This is a genomic window from Enterovirga rhinocerotis (assembly GCF_004363955.1).
In the GTDB taxonomy this organism is placed as follows: domain Bacteria; phylum Pseudomonadota; class Alphaproteobacteria; order Rhizobiales; family Beijerinckiaceae; genus Enterovirga; species Enterovirga rhinocerotis.
This window is the reverse complement of the sequence record NZ_SNZR01000011.1, coordinates 743,232-761,027: the sequence shown is the minus strand read 5'-3', so window position 1 is coordinate 761,027 and position 17,796 is coordinate 743,232. Positions and strand designations below refer to the sequence as shown.

Annotated in this window: 20 protein-coding genes; 8 read left to right on the top strand and 12 right to left on the bottom strand. The window is 67.5% G+C overall.

The window, feature by feature from the left end; all coding sequences use genetic code 11:
* The first annotated feature begins 138 nt into the window (after positions 1 to 138).
* A complete protein-coding gene (locus EV668_RS04145; protein WP_133768566.1) occupies positions 139 to 450 on the top strand; it encodes a hypothetical protein in 312 nt (103 codons plus the stop codon).
* 18 nt (positions 451 to 468) lie between these two features.
* Here the strand turns inward: EV668_RS04145 and EV668_RS04140 are convergent, their stop codons facing one another.
* From EV668_RS04140 to EV668_RS04125, 4 genes are all read right to left on the bottom strand, one after another.
* Entirely contained in the window at positions 469 to 990 is a 522-nt protein-coding gene (locus EV668_RS04140) for a CreA family protein (protein WP_133768565.1), read from the bottom strand.
* Between the two features lie 72 nt (positions 991 to 1,062).
* Positions 1,063 to 1,866 (bottom strand): twin-arginine translocase subunit TatC, encoded by an 804-nt coding sequence (gene tatC / locus EV668_RS04135; protein ID WP_133768564.1) that lies wholly within the window; start codon positions 1,864 to 1,866, stop codon positions 1,063 to 1,065.
* Positions 1,863 to 2,492 carry a Sec-independent protein translocase protein TatB gene (tatB, locus tag EV668_RS04130; protein WP_133768563.1) on the bottom strand — a complete coding sequence of 210 codons (630 nt, stop codon included), beginning with the start codon at positions 2,490 to 2,492 and terminating at the stop codon, positions 1,863 to 1,865. Before tatB ends, tatC begins: the two co-directional genes overlap by 4 nt.
* 65 nt (positions 2,493 to 2,557) lie before the next feature.
* Positions 2,558 to 2,818, bottom strand: coding sequence for a twin-arginine translocase TatA/TatE family subunit (locus tag EV668_RS04125; RefSeq protein WP_133768562.1), 261 nt, complete (start codon positions 2,816 to 2,818; stop codon positions 2,558 to 2,560).
* A 206-nt stretch (positions 2,819 to 3,024) separates the two neighbouring features.
* Between EV668_RS04125 and EV668_RS04120 the strand changes: the two genes are divergently transcribed.
* Together EV668_RS04120 and EV668_RS04115 are read left to right on the top strand one after the other, a co-directional pair.
* On the top strand, positions 3,025 to 3,372 hold the full coding sequence (locus EV668_RS04120; protein WP_133768561.1) for a hypothetical protein: 348 nt from the start codon (positions 3,025 to 3,027) through the stop codon (positions 3,370 to 3,372).
* Positions 3,373 to 3,599: 227 nt separating this feature from the next.
* A complete protein-coding gene (locus EV668_RS04115) occupies positions 3,600 to 3,851 on the top strand; it encodes a hypothetical protein (RefSeq protein ID WP_133768560.1) in 252 nt (83 codons plus the stop codon).
* Positions 3,852 to 3,914: 63 nt separating this feature from the next.
* On the opposite strand, the gene EV668_RS04110 is transcribed toward EV668_RS04115, so the two are convergent.
* From EV668_RS04110 to EV668_RS04100, 3 genes are all read right to left on the bottom strand, one after another.
* Positions 3,915 to 4,760, bottom strand: coding sequence for an AAA family ATPase (locus EV668_RS04110; protein WP_133768559.1), 846 nt, complete (start codon positions 4,758 to 4,760; stop codon positions 3,915 to 3,917).
* Positions 4,761 to 4,912: 152 nt separating this feature from the next.
* Positions 4,913 to 6,115, bottom strand: coding sequence for an acyl-CoA dehydrogenase family protein (locus EV668_RS04105; protein WP_245512831.1), 1,203 nt, complete (start codon positions 6,113 to 6,115; stop codon positions 4,913 to 4,915).
* 1 nt (position 6,116) lies between these two features.
* Positions 6,117 to 7,205 (bottom strand): phosphotransferase family protein, encoded by a 1,089-nt coding sequence (locus EV668_RS04100; RefSeq protein ID WP_166652330.1) that lies wholly within the window; start codon positions 7,203 to 7,205, stop codon positions 6,117 to 6,119.
* Between the two features lie 187 nt (positions 7,206 to 7,392).
* On the opposite strand from EV668_RS04100, the gene EV668_RS04095 reads away from it, so the two are divergent.
* The 3 genes from EV668_RS04095 to EV668_RS24655 all read left to right on the top strand — a co-directional run bounded on the left by EV668_RS04095 (position 7,393) and on the right by EV668_RS24655 (position 10,861).
* A complete protein-coding gene (locus EV668_RS04095; RefSeq protein WP_133768557.1) occupies positions 7,393 to 9,162 on the top strand; it encodes a glucan ABC transporter ATP-binding protein/ permease in 1,770 nt (589 codons plus the stop codon).
* A 221-nt stretch (positions 9,163 to 9,383) separates the two neighbouring features.
* Positions 9,384 to 10,595, top strand: coding sequence for an ABC transporter substrate-binding protein (locus tag EV668_RS04090; RefSeq protein ID WP_133768556.1), 1,212 nt, complete (start codon positions 9,384 to 9,386; stop codon positions 10,593 to 10,595).
* A 98-nt stretch (positions 10,596 to 10,693) separates the two neighbouring features.
* Entirely contained in the window at positions 10,694 to 10,861 is a 168-nt protein-coding gene (locus tag EV668_RS24655; protein ID WP_166652329.1) for a Thivi_2564 family membrane protein, read from the top strand.
* Here EV668_RS24655 and EV668_RS04085 read toward each other — a convergent pair.
* Genes EV668_RS04085 through EV668_RS24650 form a run of 3 tightly spaced genes read right to left on the bottom strand, consistent with a single transcriptional unit; the run spans position 10,839 to position 13,835 of the window.
* Complete coding sequence (locus tag EV668_RS04085; protein ID WP_133768555.1) at positions 10,839 to 12,083, bottom strand: HlyC/CorC family transporter; 1,245 nt, start codon at positions 12,081 to 12,083, stop codon at positions 10,839 to 10,841. The two genes, EV668_RS24655 and EV668_RS04085, sit on opposite strands and share 23 nt — an antisense overlap.
* Positions 12,083 to 13,234: a 3-dehydroquinate synthase gene (gene aroB, locus EV668_RS04080; RefSeq protein WP_245512829.1), complete on the bottom strand. Its 1,152-nt coding sequence runs from the start codon at positions 13,232 to 13,234 to the stop codon at positions 12,083 to 12,085. The genes EV668_RS04085 and aroB overlap by 1 nt, the downstream gene beginning before the upstream one ends.
* Complete coding sequence (locus tag EV668_RS24650) at positions 13,221 to 13,835, bottom strand: shikimate kinase (RefSeq protein WP_166652328.1); 615 nt, start codon at positions 13,833 to 13,835, stop codon at positions 13,221 to 13,223. The genes aroB and EV668_RS24650 overlap by 14 nt, the downstream gene beginning before the upstream one ends.
* A 61-nt stretch (positions 13,836 to 13,896) precedes the next feature.
* Here EV668_RS24650 and EV668_RS04075 point away from each other — a divergent pair, with 61 nt between their 5' ends.
* Positions 13,897 to 14,820 (top strand): site-specific tyrosine recombinase XerD, encoded by a 924-nt coding sequence (locus tag EV668_RS04075; protein WP_133768554.1) that lies wholly within the window; start codon positions 13,897 to 13,899, stop codon positions 14,818 to 14,820.
* Between the two features lie 33 nt (positions 14,821 to 14,853).
* Here EV668_RS04075 and metW read toward each other — a convergent pair whose 3' ends face one another.
* Positions 14,854 to 15,561: a methionine biosynthesis protein MetW gene (metW, locus tag EV668_RS04070; RefSeq protein ID WP_133768553.1), complete on the bottom strand. Its 708-nt coding sequence runs from the start codon at positions 15,559 to 15,561 to the stop codon at positions 14,854 to 14,856.
* The gene (gene metX, locus EV668_RS04065) at positions 15,558 to 16,736 is read right to left on the bottom strand and encodes a homoserine O-acetyltransferase MetX (RefSeq protein ID WP_133768552.1); all 1,179 of its coding nucleotides are present in this window, start codon (positions 16,734 to 16,736) and stop codon (positions 15,558 to 15,560) included. The genes metW and metX overlap by 4 nt, the downstream gene beginning before the upstream one ends.
* A gap of 137 nt (positions 16,737 to 16,873) precedes the next feature.
* Here metX and EV668_RS04060 point away from each other — a divergent pair, with 137 nt between their 5' ends.
* A complete protein-coding gene (locus tag EV668_RS04060) occupies positions 16,874 to 17,674 on the top strand; it encodes a chorismate mutase (protein WP_133768551.1) in 801 nt (266 codons plus the stop codon).
* The last annotated feature ends 122 nt before the right edge of the window (positions 17,675 to 17,796 follow it).

Sequence of the window (17,796 nt, the reverse complement as noted above, 5' to 3'; positions counted from 1 at the left end):
GAGCCCGCGCTTCGGCGGGGGGCGGCGAGGTCGCGACAAGCGAAGCGGGCGTCGGAAAGCCCGCATCACTTAAGTCTTTATTGAGGCGATGTCCGCCACACATGGCCGGAACTCGCGGGTGGGATTGAGGACTTGTTCATGAAGCGACGGTCGCTCGCGATCATGGGTTTCGGACTCGCCGTCATCGGCGGGGCCGTCGCTTTCAGCGTATTGCCCTCCCCCACGGAAGCCGCCTCCTCGAGGGGGCCGACCTTCGTCATTCCGGCCAATGACGGCTATGGCGTCGCCGAATGCCTGAATTCCGGCTCGGCCTGCGGCCAGGTGATGGCCGATGCGTGGTGCGAGGCCCAGGGCTTCCGCCGCTCCGCGTCCTTCGGCCCTGTCGATGTCGAGACCACGGGATCGATCGAGCCGAGCCGCCGTCCCATCTCCGTGACCTGCGCGCCGTAAGAGCGCGCTCGGCTCGCCCTACCCCTTCACCCAGTCCGCACAGCGGGGCGCCGTGCCTTCGGGCGCCCAGGGCATGATCGGCACGCTCGAGGTCGAGTTCTTCGGCGAGCCTTCGATCACGCGATCCGAATAGACGAGATAGACGAGGACGTTGCGCTTGGCATCGCAGCCGCGCACGATCTGCATCGTCTTGAAGATCAGCGACCGTCGCTCCTTGATGACGACCTCGCCCTGGTCGAACTTCGCCTTGAACTTCACCGGCCCGATCTGGCGGCAGGCGAGCGAGATGTCGGAGACCTCCTCGGCAAACCCGAGGCCGCCTTTGATTCCGCCCTTCTCCGGCACGGTGTAGTGACAGGCGACGCCGTCCACGAGCGGATCGTCGATCCCGTACACGGCGAGCTTGTCGTTCGGCGTGAGTGGGCGCCAGACCGTCGACTTCTTGAAGATCGGATCCGGCTCCTGCCCCGCAGCGGGAACCGTGACGGCTGCCGTGGCAGCCAACGCCAAGGCAAAACGAAACACGTGGCGAAGCGGCATCGTCGTTCCTGTGAATGACCCCCGCCCATATGGGGATCGCCCCCGCCCATCGGCAGGGGCGATGGCGCGCCGCTACTCGGCGGCGCTTTCGGCGGCCCGCTCGGTCGCGCGCTTCTTCTCCGACATCACGACCGCAAGGATCGAGGCCTCGTAGAGAAGGAGGGTCGGGATCGCGAGCGCGAGCTGGCTGATCACGTCCGGAGGCGTGAGGATCGCTGCGATCACGAACACGATCACGATCGCGTAGCGCCGCTTCTCCCTCAGGAAGGCCGAATCGATGATGCCCGCTCGCGCCAGAAGCGTGAGGATCACGGGCAACTGGAAGCAGATGCCGAAGGCGAAGATGAGCGTCATGATCAGCGAGAGGTACTCGTTGACCTTCGGCAGGAACTGGATCTGCGCGGCGCCCTCGTCCAGGCCCAGCTGCTGCATGCCGACGGCAAAGCGCATCACGAGCGGCATGGCGATGAAATAGACCACCATGGCGCCGACGACGAAAAGGACCGGCGTCGCGACGAGGAACGGCATGAACGCCTGCCGCTCGTTCTTATAGAGCCCCGGCGCGACGAATTTGTAGATCTGCGTCGCGATGACGGGAAAGGCGAGGAACCCTGCGCCGAAGACGGCGACCTGGATCTGGGTGAACAGGAACTCGAGCGCGTGCGTGTAGATCAGCGGCGCGTGATCCTTGCCCACGGCCCAGACATAGGGCTGCACGAGGATGTTGTAGATGTGCTTGGCGACCGCGAAGCACAGGAAGAACATCACGATGAAGGCGATCATCGCCTTGATCAGCCGTGAGCGCAGCTCGATCAGGTGATCGATGAGCGGCGCGCGCGACGCTTCGATATCGGCCTCGTCCGCCTCGGTTCTCATGCCCGCTTCTCCCGGGGCTCGGCGGTGTCCGGCTCGGCCTTGTGTTCGACATCGCCGGACGCGACAGGCTCCGGCGTCGGCAGCGGCGCTTCATCCGCGGGAAGCGGCACGAGCGGCTGAACCTCGGGATCGATCATGTCGGGCGCGGCGGTGTCCGGATTGAGCGTGGCCTGATCCACGAGGGGCGCGGCCGGAGGCTCCGGCAACGGCGTCCATTCCCCCGTGCCTGCGGCCTTCGCCGGGTCCGAATCGATCGAGACATCCTGTGGCGGATCGGCCGGAGGCGGCACTGCCGACCAATCGCCCGTCCCCGCGGATTTCGTCGGGTTCGACTCGACGGCGCCCTTCAGCTCGTCACGGATGGTCTGGATCGGGTTGAAGGTGCTGACTCCCGACGCCGCCGAAGAGACATCGCGGTTCAGCCCTTCCATCTCCTTCTTGACGTCCTCGAGCTCAGCCTCGCGCATCGCTTCGGAGAACTGGCTCTGGAATTCGCCAGCCATGCGCCGCACCTTCGCCGTCATCTGGCCGACGGTGCGTAGCGCCTTGGGCAGGTCCTTGGGGCCGATCACGATCAGCGCGACACCGCCGATCACCATGATCTCGCCCCAGCTCATGTCGAACATGGCAGGGTCTCACGCGGGCCCGAGCTTCTCCGCGCGGCGCCTTCAGGTTGGATCGGGCCGCGATATCAGCCGAGCTTGCGGTCTGCCAAGCTCGAAGCAGGCGTGGCGACATCCGCAGTGCCGTCCTGCCGATGCTCCAGCGGGCGCGATGCCTCGGGCGCCGCCGGAGGCTGCTGCGAGGCGGCCGGCTCGTCGGCCATCCCCTTCTTGAACTCCTTGATGCCCTTGGCCATGTCGCCCATCAGCTCGGAAATCTTACCGCGCCCGAAGAGCAGCATCACGACGACGCCGACCACGACCCAATGCCAAATGCTCACGCCACCCATGGCGACCTCCTGCGCGCGTGCAACCGCGCTCGTTTCGGTGTTGGTGGCAAACTAGGGGCGTGACAACCCGAAAACAAGGACGCCGGTGCAATCCGCGCCGCTATGTCCCGCCAAATCGACACCATGCTGAAGACGCCGCCATCTTCGCGCCGCCCTTCGCGTGCTATCCCTCAGGCAAGTGCCGCGGCCGGCGGCCGGAGATGACCATGGTTCGAATTCCCGCGGGCGGCCTCGCCGCCTTCTCCGCACTCCTTCTCGGTGGCTGGATCGGCACCGCTGCGGCTCAGAACACGGCTCCGCTGTCGTCCATGCCGATGCCGCCCTCGGCGAGCGATCCGGCACCGAAAGCCACCAAGAGCAAGGCGAGGAAGCCTGCGCGCAAGCGCTCGGAAAACCAGGGCGCCCCGGCGGCCTCGGGCTCCTCCGCGTCGTTCGACCGCCCCAACCGCTACGTGCCCGAGGAATTCGACCGGGAAGGCCGCAGTGGTCCCACCGGCGGGGCGGCACCGATGATGAGCCCCAGCGGTCGGCCCGGCATGGGCATGCGCTTCTGATCGTCACGTTCCGTACAGGATGAAACGATCCGCCGGGAGTAACGGCGAAGCTTAATCCGACCGGCGCAAGCAGATGAGGACGAGAGACGCGTCCTCGCCTCGATCGGAGCGGCGATCCGGCATACCGTTCGACGATTCGTCTTGAGTGGCAGAGCTCACGACCCGAGCAGGGAACGGAGCTACCAGCTCGACGTTGCCCCGCATCTTTGAAGATCGGGGAGACGACGATGAAGAGGATCGCCTTGACCTTTGCCGCTCTGGCTTTTGCCGGTGGCGCCGTGGCGCAGGACACGACGACGATCAAGCGCACGGAAACGCCGTTCGGCGACAAGACGACGGTGACGCGGGAGACGGAAGACGGCGAGATCACCCGCCGCTCGACCGAGACGACCGGCAGCGTGACGGGGTGCGAGACACGCTCGACGACCCGCACGAACGAGGACGGCGACACCACGTCGAAGACCACCACCCGCTGCTGACCTCAGCGGGAATCACGACCGGATGGCCCGGCTTCCCGCCGGGCCATCACGACAGGCGCGGCTCTAGCGAGCCTCGCGCCGGTTCATGAAGGCCAGCTTCTCGAAGAGCGTGACGTCCTGCTCGTTCTTCAGAAGCGCGCCGTGCAGCGGTGGGATCAGCTTGCGCGGGTCGCGTTCCCGCAATTGCTCGGGGCCGATATCCTCCGCCATCAGCAGCTTCAGCCAATCCAGCAATTCCGACGTGGACGGCTTCTTCTTCAGCCCGGGAACGTCGCGGACCTCGAAGAACAGGCGCAGGGCCTCTTCGACCAGCCGCCGCTTGATCCCGGGATAATGCACCTCGACGATCCTGCTCATCGTCTCGGAATCCGGGAAGCGGATGTAGTGGAAGAAGCACCGCCGCAGGAACGCGTCCGGCAGGTCCTTCTCGTTGTTCGAGGTGATCACGACGATCGGACGCTGCGCGGCCTTGATGGTCTCACCCGTCTCGTAGACGTAGAACTCCATGCGATCGAGCTCGAGCAGGAGGTCGTTCGGGAACTCGATATCGGCCTTGTCGATCTCGTCGATCAGCAGAACCGGCCGCTTCTCGGCGGCGAAGGCCTCCCATAGCTTGCCGCGCCGGATGTAGTTGCCGATTTCCGAGACGCGCGGGTCGCCGAGCTGAGAATCGCGCAGGCGCGAGACCGCATCATACTCGTAGAGGCCCTGGGCCGCCTTGGTCGTCGACTTCACATGCCATGTGAGCAGCGGCGCACCCACCGCGCTGGCGATCTCCTCGGCGAGCACCGTCTTGCCCGTCCCCGGCTCTCCCTTCACGAGGAGCGGCCGCTCCAGCACGATGGCGGCATTGACCGCGACCTTGAGGTCGTCGGTCGCGACATAGGACTCGGTCCCGTTGAAGCGCATGGCGTTTTCCCGATTGCAGGGTTTTGTAGGGACCGGGGAAAATATGGACAAGCAGGCCCGGCTTTCGCCCGCAGGCCCGGCTTTCCTCTTTCGGCGAGGGAGGCGCGGCCCCGACGCGCCTCCCTCCGAGATGTGTCCGCGCCGTCGAAATCCTACTTCGACGCCGCCTTCACGATCCGGCGGCCGATCGCCCAGCGGTGCACCTCGGACGGGCCGTCATAGATCCGGAACGAGCGCACGTCGCGGAAGATGCGCTCGACGATGGTGTCGCGCGTCGTGCCGAGCCCCCCGAGGATCTGCATCGAGCGGTCGGCCACACGGAACACGGCCTCCGAGCACATGACCTTCGCCATCGAGCTTTCGGTGCCGGCATGGTGGCCCTGGTCCAGGGTCCAGGCCGTATGCCAGATCGCAAGCTGGGCCGCGTGGATGTCCATGGCGTTGTCGGCCAGCATGAACGAGACGCCCTCATGCTCGCCGAGCGGCTTGCCGAAGGCGGTGCGGGTCGCGGCGTAGCGCGAGGCGATCTCCTGCGCCCGGATCGCCGAGCCGAGCCAGCGCATGCAATGGGTCAGGCGCGCGGGTGCGAGGCGCACCTGGGCGTAGCGATAGCCCTCCCCGACCTCGCCGAGCACGGCATCGGCCGGCAGGCGCAGATTGTCGAACCGCACCACGGCGTGGGCACCGGTGAAGGAGCAATCGAGGCTGTCCAGCGTGCGCTCGATGCGGATGCCGGGCTCGCTCATATCGGCGAGGAACATGGTGGCGCGCCCGTCGCCCTCCCCGCCCTGGATCTTCGCCATGATGATGGCGAAGCCCGCGCCATGCGCGCCGGTGATGAGCCATTTCAGGCCGTCGATGACCCAGGAATTGCCCTCGCGCCGGGCCGTCGTCTTGAGCTGGCTGGGATCGGAGCCGGCGCCGGGCGCGGGCTCGGTCATGCAGAAGCAGGAGCGCATGGCGCCCGTCGCGAGCGGCTTCAGGAAGCGTTCGCGCTGCTCGGGCGTCGTCACCTTGTCGAGGAGGCTGATGTTCCCCTCGTCCGGCGCGGCGCAATGGATCGCGATCGGCCCGAGCATGGAATAGCCGGCCGCGGTGAAGACCGCCGCCTGACCGACATGCGAGAGCGCGCGCCCGCCGCAATCCTTCGGCGCATGCGGCGCGAACACGCCAGCCTCCCGCGCGAGGTCGTTGAGTTCGATGCGGAGTTCGTCCGACGGGCCGTGGGCTCCCCAGCGCGGATCGTTCTCGTAGGGGACCACCTTTTCGCGGACGAAGGCGAGGACGCGCTCGGCCAGGGCCGCATCCTCCGGCGGCACAGCGAAGCTCATGGTCGAGGCGGATGGCGATGACATGTCAAAGTTCCGGTTTGAGGCTGAGATCGGCCGCATGCGCAACGAGATCCGCGCCGAGCCGGCCGAACGCCTCGTAACGCGGATCGGTCACGGCGCCCGTGACCCATTGGCGATGCAATTGCAGGAAGATGATTCCGAGCTTCAGCCGGCACAGGACCAGCATGGCGGGAAGATCGGAGATGTCGCGCCCCGTTGCGGAGGCATAGAGCTCGGCCGCCTCACGGCGGCTGAGGAAGCCCGGCTGCGTCGTCGGCATCTGATGCAGCCGCAGCATGCAGTCCGGGTCGCCCGGCTGCGCCCAGTAGCTCAGCATCGTCGCAAGGTCGAAGAGAGGATCGCCGCGCGTGCCCATGTCCCAGTCGACCACGGCGTTCGGTCCGAGCGAAACCGGATCGAGGATCACGTTGTCGAGCTTGAAGTCGCAATGGAGCAGGGTCGGAGCGCGCTCGGCGAAGCGTTGTGCGGCGAGCCGGGACGCGACCTCCTCGACCATCCGGGCCGCCGGCGTTCCCTCGGTCACGAGCCCGCCGCGCTTGGCCCAGCCCGCGATGCCCCTCTCGATGAAGCCCGCGGGACGGCCGAGATCGTCGAGCCCGACCGAGGCGGGATCGACGGCATGCAGCCGAGCCAGCGTCTCGACCAGCATGGCGGAGAGGCGCCCGGGCGCGTCCGGCCGGTGCGCGAGCGGCGACATGTCATCGCCCCGGATCACGAGGCCGCGGCGATAGGCGATAAGCTGGAACGGCGCCCCGATCACGCCGGGGTCGGCACAGTAATGCAGCCCCTCCGGCACGAAGGGGAGCGCCTTGCTCAAGCGGGACAGGATATGGTTCTCGCGCCGCATGTCGTGCGCGCCGGGCGGCAGGTCCCCCTCCGGCGGACGGCGCAGCACCGCCGGCGCGCCGTCGATGGTGACGAGGTAGTTCCGGTTGGCGAGGCCGCCTGCGAATTGCCGCAGAGCCTCATTCGGATCATAGGCGAGGCCCTGGCGGGCCAGATATTCCGAGAACCGGACCCGGTCGAACGGGACGGTCGTCTCGGCCGGCGCGAAAACGGGACCGAACGCGCCTTCCTCTGTCTCGCCTCGCACTTCGCTCCTCCGCTTCTTGGCCGGGACCAACGCCCGACAGGCGCCGCGAAGTCAAGAAGCGCCCGCCGTCGCGGCAGCCCAACGGGAGGTGCGGGGCCTCTCGGCGACACGCACAGCGCGTTCCGATTGCCCGCTTGAACGCGCGCCTCCCGCCCGGCATGGTCGCGTCAAGGAGTCGCTTGCGCCGATGTCGTTGATCCGTCTCTACGGCCGGGTGCTGAAGCAGCTCGGATCGGACCTCAGGATCGGGGCCGTCCTGGCCCTGGCCAATATCGCGCTCGCGGTCGCGGCCTTCGCCGAGCCGATCCTGTTCGGCCGGATCATCGACCTCCTCACGCAATCCGCGAGCGCCCCGGCTCCGATCAAGTTCGGAGCGATCCTGCCCTTCATCCTGGCCTGGGTCGCTTTCGGCCTGTTCACCATCGGAGCGGGCGTCCTCGTCGCACTCCACGCGGACCGGCTCTCCCACCGACGCCGCCTCGCCGTCATGGCGAGCTATTTCGAGCACGTGCTCGAACTGCCCCTGGCCTTCCACACCTCCACCCATTCGGGCCGCGTGCTCAAGGTGATGCTGGAGGGCTCGAACGGGATGGCCTGGCTTTGGCTCGGCTTCTTCCGCGATCATTTCGCCGCTCTCGTCTCGCTGGGCGTCCTGCTGCCGCTGACGCTGTTCCTGAACTGGCGCCTGGGCCTCCTGCTGGTCATCCTCGTGCTGCTGTTCACGGCGCTGACGGCCTACGTCCTGCGCAAGACAGAGACGCTGCAGGGCCGGGTCGAGAACTACCATTCGCGCCTCGCCGAACAGGCGTCCGACGCCCTCGGCAATGTTCCCGTGATCCAGTCCTTCACGCGGGCCGCGGCGGAATCGCGGGAGCTTCGCACGACCATCAGCCAGCTCCTCGCCGCGCAGACGCCGGTCCTGTCCTGGTGGGCGCTCGCCTCGATCGCGACGCGAGCCTCCGCGACCCTGACCGTCACCTCGATCTTCCTCCTCGGCACCTATCTGAACCTCACCGGCCGGGCCACGATCGGCGACGTCGTCATGTTCATGTCGATCGCGACCATGCTGATCGGGCGGCTCGAACAGGTCGTCGGCTTCGTCAATCAGCTGTTCATGCAGGCCCCGAAGATGGCCGAGTTCTTCGAGGTGCTGGACACCGCTCCGACCGTCCGGGACAAGCCCGGCGCGCGGATCGTCGACCGCTTCGGCGGAGCCGTCGCGTTCGAGGACGTCTCCTTCTCCTATGACGGCAAGCGCACGGCCGTCGCGGACGTCTCCTTCGCGGTCGAGCCAGGCCAGAACATCGCCCTCGTCGGCTCGACCGGTTCGGGCAAATCGACGACGCTCGGCCTTCTCCACCGCGCCTTCGATCCGCAATCGGGGGTCATCCGGATCGACGGGATCGACATCCGGGACATCAGCCTTTCCTCGCTCCGCCGAAATATCGGCGTCGTGTTCCAGGAGCCGATGCTCTTCGCGCGCTCGATCCGCGAGAATCTGCTCGTCGGCCGCCCCGAGGCAACGGAGGCCGAGATGCGCGAGGCGCTGGAGCGCGCTCAGGCATCCGAGTTCATCCTGCGCCAGGCCGACGGCCTCGATTCGGTCATCGGCGAGCGTGGACGCTCTCTGTCCGGCGGCGAACGCCAGCGGCTCTCGATCGCCCGCGCACTTCTGAAGAACCCGCCGATCCTCGTCCTGGACGAAGCGACGAGTGCCCTCGATGCGGCGACCGAGCGCAAACTCCAGCTCGCCCTCGACGAGGTGATGCGCGGTCGCACGACCTTCGTCATCGCTCACCGCCTCGCGACGATCCGCAACGCCGACCGCATCCTCGTCTTCGATGCAGGACGGGTGATCGAGAACGGCTCGTTCGACGAGCTGGTCGCTCGCGGCGGACGCTTCGCGGAACTCGCGAGAGCTCAGTTCATGGTCGGAACGAACGGACCTGCGTCGTAAGGCCGATGCCGTCGCAGGCGTGAACGGGCCGCACCGCAACGGCGTCGACCACCTCGGCGCCTGACGGCGCGATTTCCGATGACCGACTTCCGACAACCCCTCTTGCCAAACAGACCCGAATTGTCAGACTGTCTGTGACGCCGACACGCTCTCGCCAGCGCGAGAGAACGCGTCTATCGAACTGAATCGCGCCGCCAACGAGCGCGATCCGGAGGGAACGAATGAATCTCAAGCGCATTGCCGCGGCACTGACCGTGGGAGCTGCCTTCGCCGCAGCCCCCGCAGCCGCTCAGGTCTCCGACAACGTCGTCAAACTCGGCATCATGGCCGACATGTCGGGGCCGTTCGCCGACCAGAACGGACCCGGCGACGTCGTCGCCGCGAAGCTCGCCATCGAAGACTTCGGCGGCACGGTCCTCGGCAAGCCGATCCAGATGGTCGACGGCGATCCGCAGAACAAGACCGATGTCGGGCTCACGCTCGCCCGGCGCTGGTACGACACCGAGGCCGTCGACGTGATCATCGGCCCCGGCAACTCGGCCGTCGGCATCGCCATCCACGGGATCGCCAAGGACAAGAACAAGATCTCGATCGGCACCTCCGCCGGCACCACCGAGCTGACCGGCAAGGCCTGCACGACCCATGGCTTCCACTGGGTCTACGACACCTACGCGCTCGCCAAGGCGACCGGCAGTGCGCTGACCAAGGCGGGCTACGACAGCTGGTACTTCATCACCTCCGACTACGCCTTCGGCCATTCGCTCGAGAGGGACGCCGCCGGCATCGTGAAGCAGATGGGCGGCAAGGTCGTCGGTGCGGTCAGGGCGCCGCTCAACACACCCGACTTCTCCTCCTTCCTGCTCCAGGCCCAGTCCTCGAAGGCGAAAGTCATCGGCCTCGCCAATGCCGGCACCGACATGGTCAACACCATGAAGCAGGCGGCCGAGTTCGGGATCGTCCAGGGCGGCCAGAAGGTGGCGGGGCTGCTCGTGCTCCTCAACAACATTCACTCGCTGACGCTGAAGGACGCGCAGGGCCTCATCTTCACGGAGGCCTTCTACTGGGATCAGAACGACGAAACCCGCGCCTTCTCCAAGCGCTTTCAGGCCCGGCACGGCAAGCCGCCGACGATGATGCAGGCCGGCGTCTACAGCGCCGCGACGCACTATCTGAAGGCGGTCAAGGAGGCCGGGACGGACGAGGCGACCGCGGTCGTCGCGGCGATGAAGAAGCTGCCGATCAACGACTTCATGACCAAGAACGGCTGGATCCGCGATGACGGGCGCGTGATGCGCGAGATGTATCTCCTCGAAGCCAAGAAGCCTGAGGAATCGAAGGGCGAGTGGGACCTGATGAAGGTGGTCGCCACCATCCCCGCCGAGGAATCCGCACGCCCCCTCTCCGAGAGCGAATGCCCGCTGGTGAAGAAGTAGCACCGACGCGTCGTAGCGACTGAGGGCCACATGCGCGAGCGTGTGGCCCGAACTCGAAGCCCTCTCCCGCGTTGGACACGTCCGTCCAGGAGAGTTTCATGACCAGCAGCATCTTGATCAGCGCCCTCGTCACGGTGCTGATCGTCGTCCTGATCCTCTATCTGATCGATCGCCTGCCGGTTGAAGGACGCCTCAAGCAGATCGCCCGGCTGATCGTCGTCATCCTGGGCATCCTGTCCCTGATCAGGCTGCTCGGGGTCGTGTGACGGGCTCTACCGGATCGGACGCCGGAAGCCGGGACACCCTCAAGGCGACGATGCGGTTCCGCATCCGGCGAAGCACTTCGAATCGGAAGCCGTGGAAGGTGAAGGCCTGCCCCGCCTCGGGAATGGCCTGAGCCTCGTGGATGACGAGGCCGGCGACCGTCGTCGCCTCCTCGTCCGGCAGCGCCCACCCCATCATCCGATTGAGATCGCGAACCGGGACCGAGCCGTCGACGAGCAGGGAGCCGTCGGCCTGGGGACGCACGCCGCGGGCAGCCACGTCATGCTCGTCGCCGATCTCGCCGACGATCTCCTCGAGGATGTCCTCGAGCGTCACGAGGCCCATCAGGTCCCCGTATTCGTCGACGACGAGCGCGAAATGCTGCTTCTTGGCGAGGAAGGCCGAGAGCTGGTCGCGCAGGCTTGTCGTGTCGGGCACGAACCACGGTGGGCTCGCGACGGCCTCGATGTCGATCCGCGCCCGCTCGCGCCTGCCCTCGATGGCGCGAAACAGGTCCTTGGCGTGCAGGACGCCGATGATGTTGTCCGGCGTCCCCCTGAAGACCGGAAGCCGCGTATAGGGCGAGGCCAGGACCTCTCGCACCACTTCCTGCACGGGGAGTTCCGCATCGATGGTCCGCATCTTGGTGCGGTGGATCATGACGTCGAAGACCGTCATCTCGCCGAGATCGAGCAGCCCGCCGAGCATCTGGCGCTCGGTGTTGGGGACATCGCCGTCCTGATCGAGGAGGTCGAGCCGCCCGCGGATCTCCTCCCGGAAGGACAGCTTCTGGGCATAGTTCTCGAGCCGCAGGCCGACGAGGCCGAAGACCCTCTCGACGCATCCGGCCCGCGCGGCGAGGCGCGCGAGTGCTTCGGCCAGGACCGCGGCGAGGCTGACGACGCCGATCGCGACGCCGGCCGCGCTCGCGAATCCCTGCTCGCTCAGGATCGCGATGAGCGCCGTCGCGGCAATCACCGCCGCAGCTGTATTGAGCAGGATGTTGCCGACGAAGAGCGCCCCCAGCACACGCGCGCGCAGAGGAAGCGCGCGGCGGACACCCGTCTGCCCCTCGGAAGACTCAGGATCCGGGCGAGAGGCACGAGCGAGGGTGAGACGGATCGCGGATAGAAGAGCCGCAGCGGCGAGCAGGCCGCAGACGAGAGCCGCGATCTGCCAGGGCGCCCAGGTCTGCCAGGCCGTCTGCCAGATATCCGGCGGCATCAGGCTGGGACGGCTTCGGCCGCGGCCTGGCGCAGGAATGCGAGAACGTCGTCGGCCGCGACATCGTCCTGCACGAAACTCTCCCCGATCCCCCGCGCGAGGATGAAGGTAAGCCGGCCGGCCTTGACCTTCTTGTCCTGCGCCATGGCATCGAGGATCGCCTCGGGCGAGCCGAAGCCGCCGGGAACCTCGGCGAGGCTCGACGGCAGCCCGAGCCCCGCGACATGCCGCCGGACGCGCTCCGCATCCTGACCGGGGCAGAGCCCGAGCTGCGCCGAGAAGCGATACGCGAGCACGAGCCCGATCGCGACCGCCTCGCCGTGGACGAGACGCGCGCCGTCATAGGCGACGATCCGCTCCAGCGCATGGGCGAAGGTATGGCCGAGATTGAGCAACTGGCGCCGGCCCTCCTCGCGCTCGTCCTCGACGACGACCGCGGCCTTGGCGCGGCAGCTTACGGCGACCGCGTGATCCCGCTCGGGGCCGCCCGCGAAGACACGGGCCGCGTTCGCCTCGCACCATTCGAAGAAGGCGCGGTCGTCGATGAGTCCGTATTTCACGATCTCGGCATAGCCCGCCCGCAACTCCCGCTCCGGCAGGGTGTCGAGCAGGGCCGTGTCCGCGACGACGAGGGCCGGCTGATGGAAGGCGCCGATGAGGTTCTTGCCCGCAGGCGCGTTGATCCCCGTCTTGCCCCCGACGGAGGAATCCACCTGCGCCAGGAGCGAGGTCGGCACCTGAACGAACCGCACGCCGCGGCGCAGGATCGCCGCCGCGAAGCCGGCGAGATCGCCGACTACTCCCCCGCCGAGCGCGACGACGAGGTCGCGGCGCTCGATCTTCGCATCGAGCAGCGCGTTCGAGACGCGCTCGAGTTCGGCATAGTTCTTCGAGCCCTCGCCCGGCGGCACGGTGATGGTCGCGACCCGAAGCCCCGCCTGCGCGAGGACGGCCTCGAGAGCTTCGCCGTGACGCGGAAGAACATGGCCGTCGCTGACGATCATGGCCGAACGGGCGCCGAGAGCCGCGATCCGTTCCGTGCTCGCCGCAAGAGCGCCCCGTCCGATCAGGATGTCGTAGGCCCGCTCTCCGAGCGGGACATGCACGACGGTCGGCGAACTTGCCGGACTGTGGACATCAACCGGGATCACGCAACGGCTCCGAAGTCAGGTGAAGGGTGAGGGTGTCGAGGACATCCTGCGTGACCTGGTCGTGCGAGGCGTCGATCGACTGCACGGTCACGTCGGCGAGCCCATAGACGGGATAGCGCTCGGCCATGAGCCGCCGCATCGTCCCGTCCGGGTCGGGATTGCGCAGGAGGGGGCGGTTCCCGCGGCGGCGGACGCGGCGCATCAGGGTGTCGTGATCCGCCCGCAGCCAGACGGACACGCCCCGATCGCGAATGCGCCCGCGCGTATCCTCGTTCATGTAGGCGCCGCCGCCCGTCGCGAGAACCATGCGCTCGTCCTCGAGCATCCGCGCGATCACGCGCCGCTCGCCATCGCGGAAGGCGGCCTCGCCGTAGATGGTGAAGATGTCGGCGATCGGCATTCCCGCGGATCGCTCGATCTCGTGATCGGCGTCCCGGAACGGCAGGCCGAGACGGGAGGCGAGCCGCTTTCCGATCGTCGTCTTGCCGGCCCCCATCAGCCCGACGAGCACGATCGAGCGCGAGCCGAGCCGGTCGAGCAGCGCCGCCCGGCCGTCATCGTCGCCCGGACGGGCCGGCACCGTTGGGGGATTGTTATCCATCCTCCTCCTCTATCATGCCGCGTCGGCCGCGAAAGACGCTGCCAGGAGGATCGAGGTCTCGATGACCGTCTCGGATGCCCGTCTCGCCGACCTGTTCCTCGACATGCAGGCGGCCGAACGCGGCGCCGCACGCAACACGCTCGACGCCTATGCGCGCGATCTCGCCGACTATCTGAGCTATCTCGCGGAGAGGGGAGAGCGGGCTGCGACGGCTACTCCGGCCACGATCAGGGGCTTTCTCGCGAGCCTCGACGAGCGGGGCCTGAAGGCATCGTCCGCCGCGCGGCGCCTCTCGGCCGTCCGTCAATTCCACAAGTTCCTCTATACTGAAGGCCACGCGGCGAGCGAGCCGACCGCGTCCAGCAAGGGCCCGAAGCGGGAGCAGGGTCTGCCGAAGGTGATGTCGACCGACGAGGTCGACCGCCTTCTGCGGGTCGCACGCGAAGCGGCGGAACGCGAGGACGCCTCGCCCGCCGAGAGGAGCCGGGCGGTGCGGATGCACTGCCTGCTCGAACTCCTCTACGCGACGGGGCTTCGCGTCTCCGAACTGGTCTCGCTGCCGCGCTCGGCCGCCCGATCGCGCGAGGCGTTCATGATCGTGCGTGGCAAGGGCCGAAAGGAGAGGCTCGTGCCGCTCGGAGCGGCCGCGATGGAGAGCTGCCGGCTCTGGCTGGAGCATCTCGGCGCGGCGCCCGGCCCCTGGCTGTTTCCGGCCGAATCCGAGGCCGGCCACCTGACCCGCCAGGCCTTCGCCCGCGACCTGAAGACAATCGCCGCCATGGCCGGCCTCCGGGCGGACCGCGTCAGCCCGCACGTGCTCCGCCACGCCTTCGCCAGCCACCTGCTTCAGAACGGAGCCGATCTGCGCGTCGTCCAGGAACTGCTCGGCCATGCCGACATCGCGACGACCCAGATCTACACCCACGTCCTCGACGAGCGTCTGAAGGGGATCGTGCGCGACCTTCACCCGATGTCGGAGGCCTGAACGGGCGTCACACGCCCCTCAGGCGGGCCTGACCTACCCGACGTCCCGCCTGCGCAGCAGGAACACGCCCTGCTGGCCGAACATGTTCCAGAACCACCAGGGGAGGTTGAACCGGACGGGCCGCCCCCAGGCGTCCAGGGCATGCGCCTGCTCGATGGTCGCGCCGAGTTCCCGGCACAGCTGGACGAAGTCCCGCATCGTGCAGAAGTGGATATTCGGCGTGTCGTACCAGGATTGGGGCAGGTTGTCGGTCACAGGCATGCGGCCGCGAACCCCGATCTCCCAGCGCACGCGCCAATGACCGAAATTCGGGAACGACACGATCGCGCGGCGCCCGATCCGAAGCATGTGCTCTAGGACGACGCGGGGCTGGCGGGTCGCCTGGATGGTCTGGGACAGGATGACGTAGTCGAAGGAATCGTCGGGATAGTCGGCGAGATCGGTGTCGGCATCGCCCTGGATCACGGCGAGGCCGCGTGCCAGCGCGTGGCTCACGCCCTCGCGCGACAACTCGATGCCGCGCCCGTCCACCCCTCGGTGCTCACGCAGGAGAGCGAGCAGCAATCCGTCCCCGCAGCCGACGTCCAGCACGCGCGAGCCGGGCTCGACCATGCCCGCGACGAGCAGGTGGTCCTTGCGCGCGTCCTCGAGCGGCGGCGGCGAGAAGACGCTTTGCGCCCGGGCGCGGTCGCCGGCCAGCGTGGCGGCGCGGGCGACGTCGGTTTTCCGCGCCGGGCTCATGCGATTCCCCGCGCAACAGCAGCCGCGTCGAGGAAGCCCCGCGCCGCCGCGAACATCTCCGGCTCGTCCAGCAGGAACGCGTCGTGGCCCTTGTCGGTCTCGATCTCGACGAACCCGACCTGCGCGCCGCCGGCATTGAGCGCATGCACGATCGCGCGCGAATCCCGCGTCGGAAACAGCCAGTCCGACGTGAACGACATGACGAGGAAGCGGGTCGGCGAGCCACGGAAGGCCCGCGCGAGCTGGCCGTCGTAATCGGCAGCGATGTCGAAATAATCCATCGCCCGCGTCACGTAGAGATACGAGTTCGGATCGAAGCGCTCGACGAAACTCGATCCCTGGTGGCGCAGGTAGCTCTCGATCTGGAAATCGGCGTCGAAGCTGAAGGTCGGGGCCGCGCGGTTCTGGAGCGAGCGGCCGAACTTCCGGTGCAGCGCGCTCTCGGAAAGATAGGTGATATGCGCGCCCATCCGGGCGACGGCGAGGCCCTTGCCCGGCCTCACCCCCTCGTCGAGATAGCGCCCGCGCCGCCAGTCGGGGTCGGCCATGATCGCCTGGCGGCCGACCTCGTGAAACGCGATGTTCTGCGCGGAGTGACGAGCGCCGGTCGCGATGGGAAGCGCCGCGAAGACCCTCTCGGGGTAGCTGACCGCCCACTGCAGCACCTGCATGCCGCCCATCGAGCCGCCGACGACACAGAACAGGTTCGGGATGCCGAGCCGGTCGACCAGCATCGCCTGCGCGCGGACCATGTCGCGGATGGTGACGAGCGGAAAGTCGAGCGCCCAGGGACCGCCCGTATCCTGCCGCGTCGAGGCCGGCCCCGTCGTGCCGAGGCAGCCGCCGATCACGTTGGCACAGATGACGAAGTAGCGGCCCGTATCGATCGGCCGGCCGGGACCGATCAGGGTCTCCCACCAGCCGGGCTTGCCGGTCACGGGATGGCGGTTGGCCACGTGCTGATCGCCCGTCAGGGCGTGACACACCAGGATCGCATTCGACCGATCCTCGTTGAGCGTCCCGTAGGTCTGATAGGCGATCTGCCAGGGCGCGAGCGCAACCCCCGCATCCAGCATCAGCGGCTCATCCGGGCCGAAACGCTGGACGGGACTGGTCGGATCGTCTGCTTCGGAGCGATGGATCGACACGACGCTCCGCAACGCATGCTCGCTCATGATCGCCCTGTTTGCCGCCAATCGTTCGGAAAAGTCAACGAATCGTTCGATGAACCGATCGGCTCAATCGCCGCGGCCGGCTTGGCATCGCCTTGCCACACCCATAAAGGCCGATGAGCGTTAAGGGGAGCGGGTGGATGGCAGGTCTGGACCAGGAAGCGGCTTTGGGAGAGCTGCGCCGGGACATCGACCGGATCGACGCATCCATGCACCAGCTCCTGATGGAGCGCGGTCGCATCATCGATCGGCTGATCGCCGTCAAGGGCGGGACAACCTCGACGGGTTCCGCCTTTCGTCCCGAACGAGAGGCGTCGATGATGCGGATCCTGGCCGAGCGCCACGGCGGAGGTCTGCCATTCGACGCCGTCGAAGGCATCTGGCGCATCATCATCTCGACTTTCACCCATCTGCAGGCCCCGTTCGCCGTCCATGCCGACGTCTCGGGCGACGCGACCGCGATCCGTGACAGCGCCCGCTTCCATTTCGGCTTCCTCGTCCCCCTTTCGACGCATCATGGGCCGGATGCCGTGATCGATGCGGTTGCCTCGTCGCGAGGCGATCTCGGGCTCGTTCCGATCTCCGGCGTGTCCGTGAAGCCCTGGTGGCAGCGCCTCGAGGAGGAGAACGCGCCGAAGGCGATCGCCCATCTGCCCTTCGTCGACCGCCCGAACCATCCTGCCGCCCACCCGGTGCTGGTAATCGCGACATCGTTCTCCGGGGAGGGACTGAGTTCCGTCGCACTCTATTCCGTCCGGGGACTCGCGAACGATTCGAGCGCACTCGCCGAGCTCGGCGGCACCGTCCTCTCGCGGCAAGCCGATAATGGTCTGGTCGCCCTGCCTCGCGACATCGCCCCCTCGGAGGTCGCGTCACGCCTCGGCGCGGCATCCGCCAGGATCATCGGCAGCCACCCTGCCACGACACCGGCCGGATCGTAGACGCACAGAACGTGGAGCATCCGTCCGGCTGGCGGACGTCGAGAAGCGGCCGCGTCGAGCGATGCAAAAAGGGAACGATCGCGAAGATCGATCGGCCGCGGCGCCTTTTTCGTTTCCATTCG

Bases quoted from the DNA above. Each gene is read 5' to 3' on its own strand.
- EV668_RS04145 (WP_133768566.1), top strand. From the start codon at position 139: ATGAAGCGACGGTCGCTCGCGATCATGGGTTTCGGACTCGCCGTCATC.
- EV668_RS04140 (WP_133768565.1), bottom strand. From the start codon at position 990: ATGCCGCTTCGCCACGTGTTTCGTTTTGCCTTGGCGTTGGCTGCCACG.
- tatC (WP_133768564.1), bottom strand. From the start codon at position 1,866: ATGAGAACCGAGGCGGACGAGGCCGATATCGAAGCGTCGCGCGCGCCG.
- tatB (WP_133768563.1), bottom strand. From the start codon at position 2,492: ATGTTCGACATGAGCTGGGGCGAGATCATGGTGATCGGCGGTGTCGCG.
- EV668_RS04125 (WP_133768562.1), bottom strand. From the start codon at position 2,818: ATGGGTGGCGTGAGCATTTGGCATTGGGTCGTGGTCGGCGTCGTCGTG.
- EV668_RS04120 (WP_133768561.1), top strand. From the start codon at position 3,025: ATGGTTCGAATTCCCGCGGGCGGCCTCGCCGCCTTCTCCGCACTCCTT.
- EV668_RS04115 (WP_133768560.1), top strand. From the start codon at position 3,600: ATGAAGAGGATCGCCTTGACCTTTGCCGCTCTGGCTTTTGCCGGTGGC.
- EV668_RS04110 (WP_133768559.1), bottom strand. From the start codon at position 4,760: ATGCGCTTCAACGGGACCGAGTCCTATGTCGCGACCGACGACCTCAAG.
- EV668_RS04105 (WP_245512831.1), bottom strand. From the start codon at position 6,115: ATGTCATCGCCATCCGCCTCGACCATGAGCTTCGCTGTGCCGCCGGAG.
- EV668_RS04095 (WP_133768557.1), top strand. From the start codon at position 7,393: ATGTCGTTGATCCGTCTCTACGGCCGGGTGCTGAAGCAGCTCGGATCG.
- EV668_RS04090 (WP_133768556.1), top strand. From the start codon at position 9,384: ATGAATCTCAAGCGCATTGCCGCGGCACTGACCGTGGGAGCTGCCTTC.
- EV668_RS24655 (WP_166652329.1), top strand. From the start codon at position 10,694: ATGACCAGCAGCATCTTGATCAGCGCCCTCGTCACGGTGCTGATCGTC.
- EV668_RS04085 (WP_133768555.1), bottom strand. From the start codon at position 12,083: ATGCCGCCGGATATCTGGCAGACGGCCTGGCAGACCTGGGCGCCCTGG.
- EV668_RS24650 (WP_166652328.1), bottom strand. From the start codon at position 13,835: ATGGATAACAATCCCCCAACGGTGCCGGCCCGTCCGGGCGACGATGAC.
- EV668_RS04075 (WP_133768554.1), top strand. From the start codon at position 13,897: ATGACCGTCTCGGATGCCCGTCTCGCCGACCTGTTCCTCGACATGCAG.
- metW (WP_133768553.1), bottom strand. From the start codon at position 15,561: ATGAGCCCGGCGCGGAAAACCGACGTCGCCCGCGCCGCCACGCTGGCC.
- metX (WP_133768552.1), bottom strand. From the start codon at position 16,736: ATGAGCGAGCATGCGTTGCGGAGCGTCGTGTCGATCCATCGCTCCGAA.
- EV668_RS04060 (WP_133768551.1), top strand. From the start codon at position 16,874: ATGGCAGGTCTGGACCAGGAAGCGGCTTTGGGAGAGCTGCGCCGGGAC.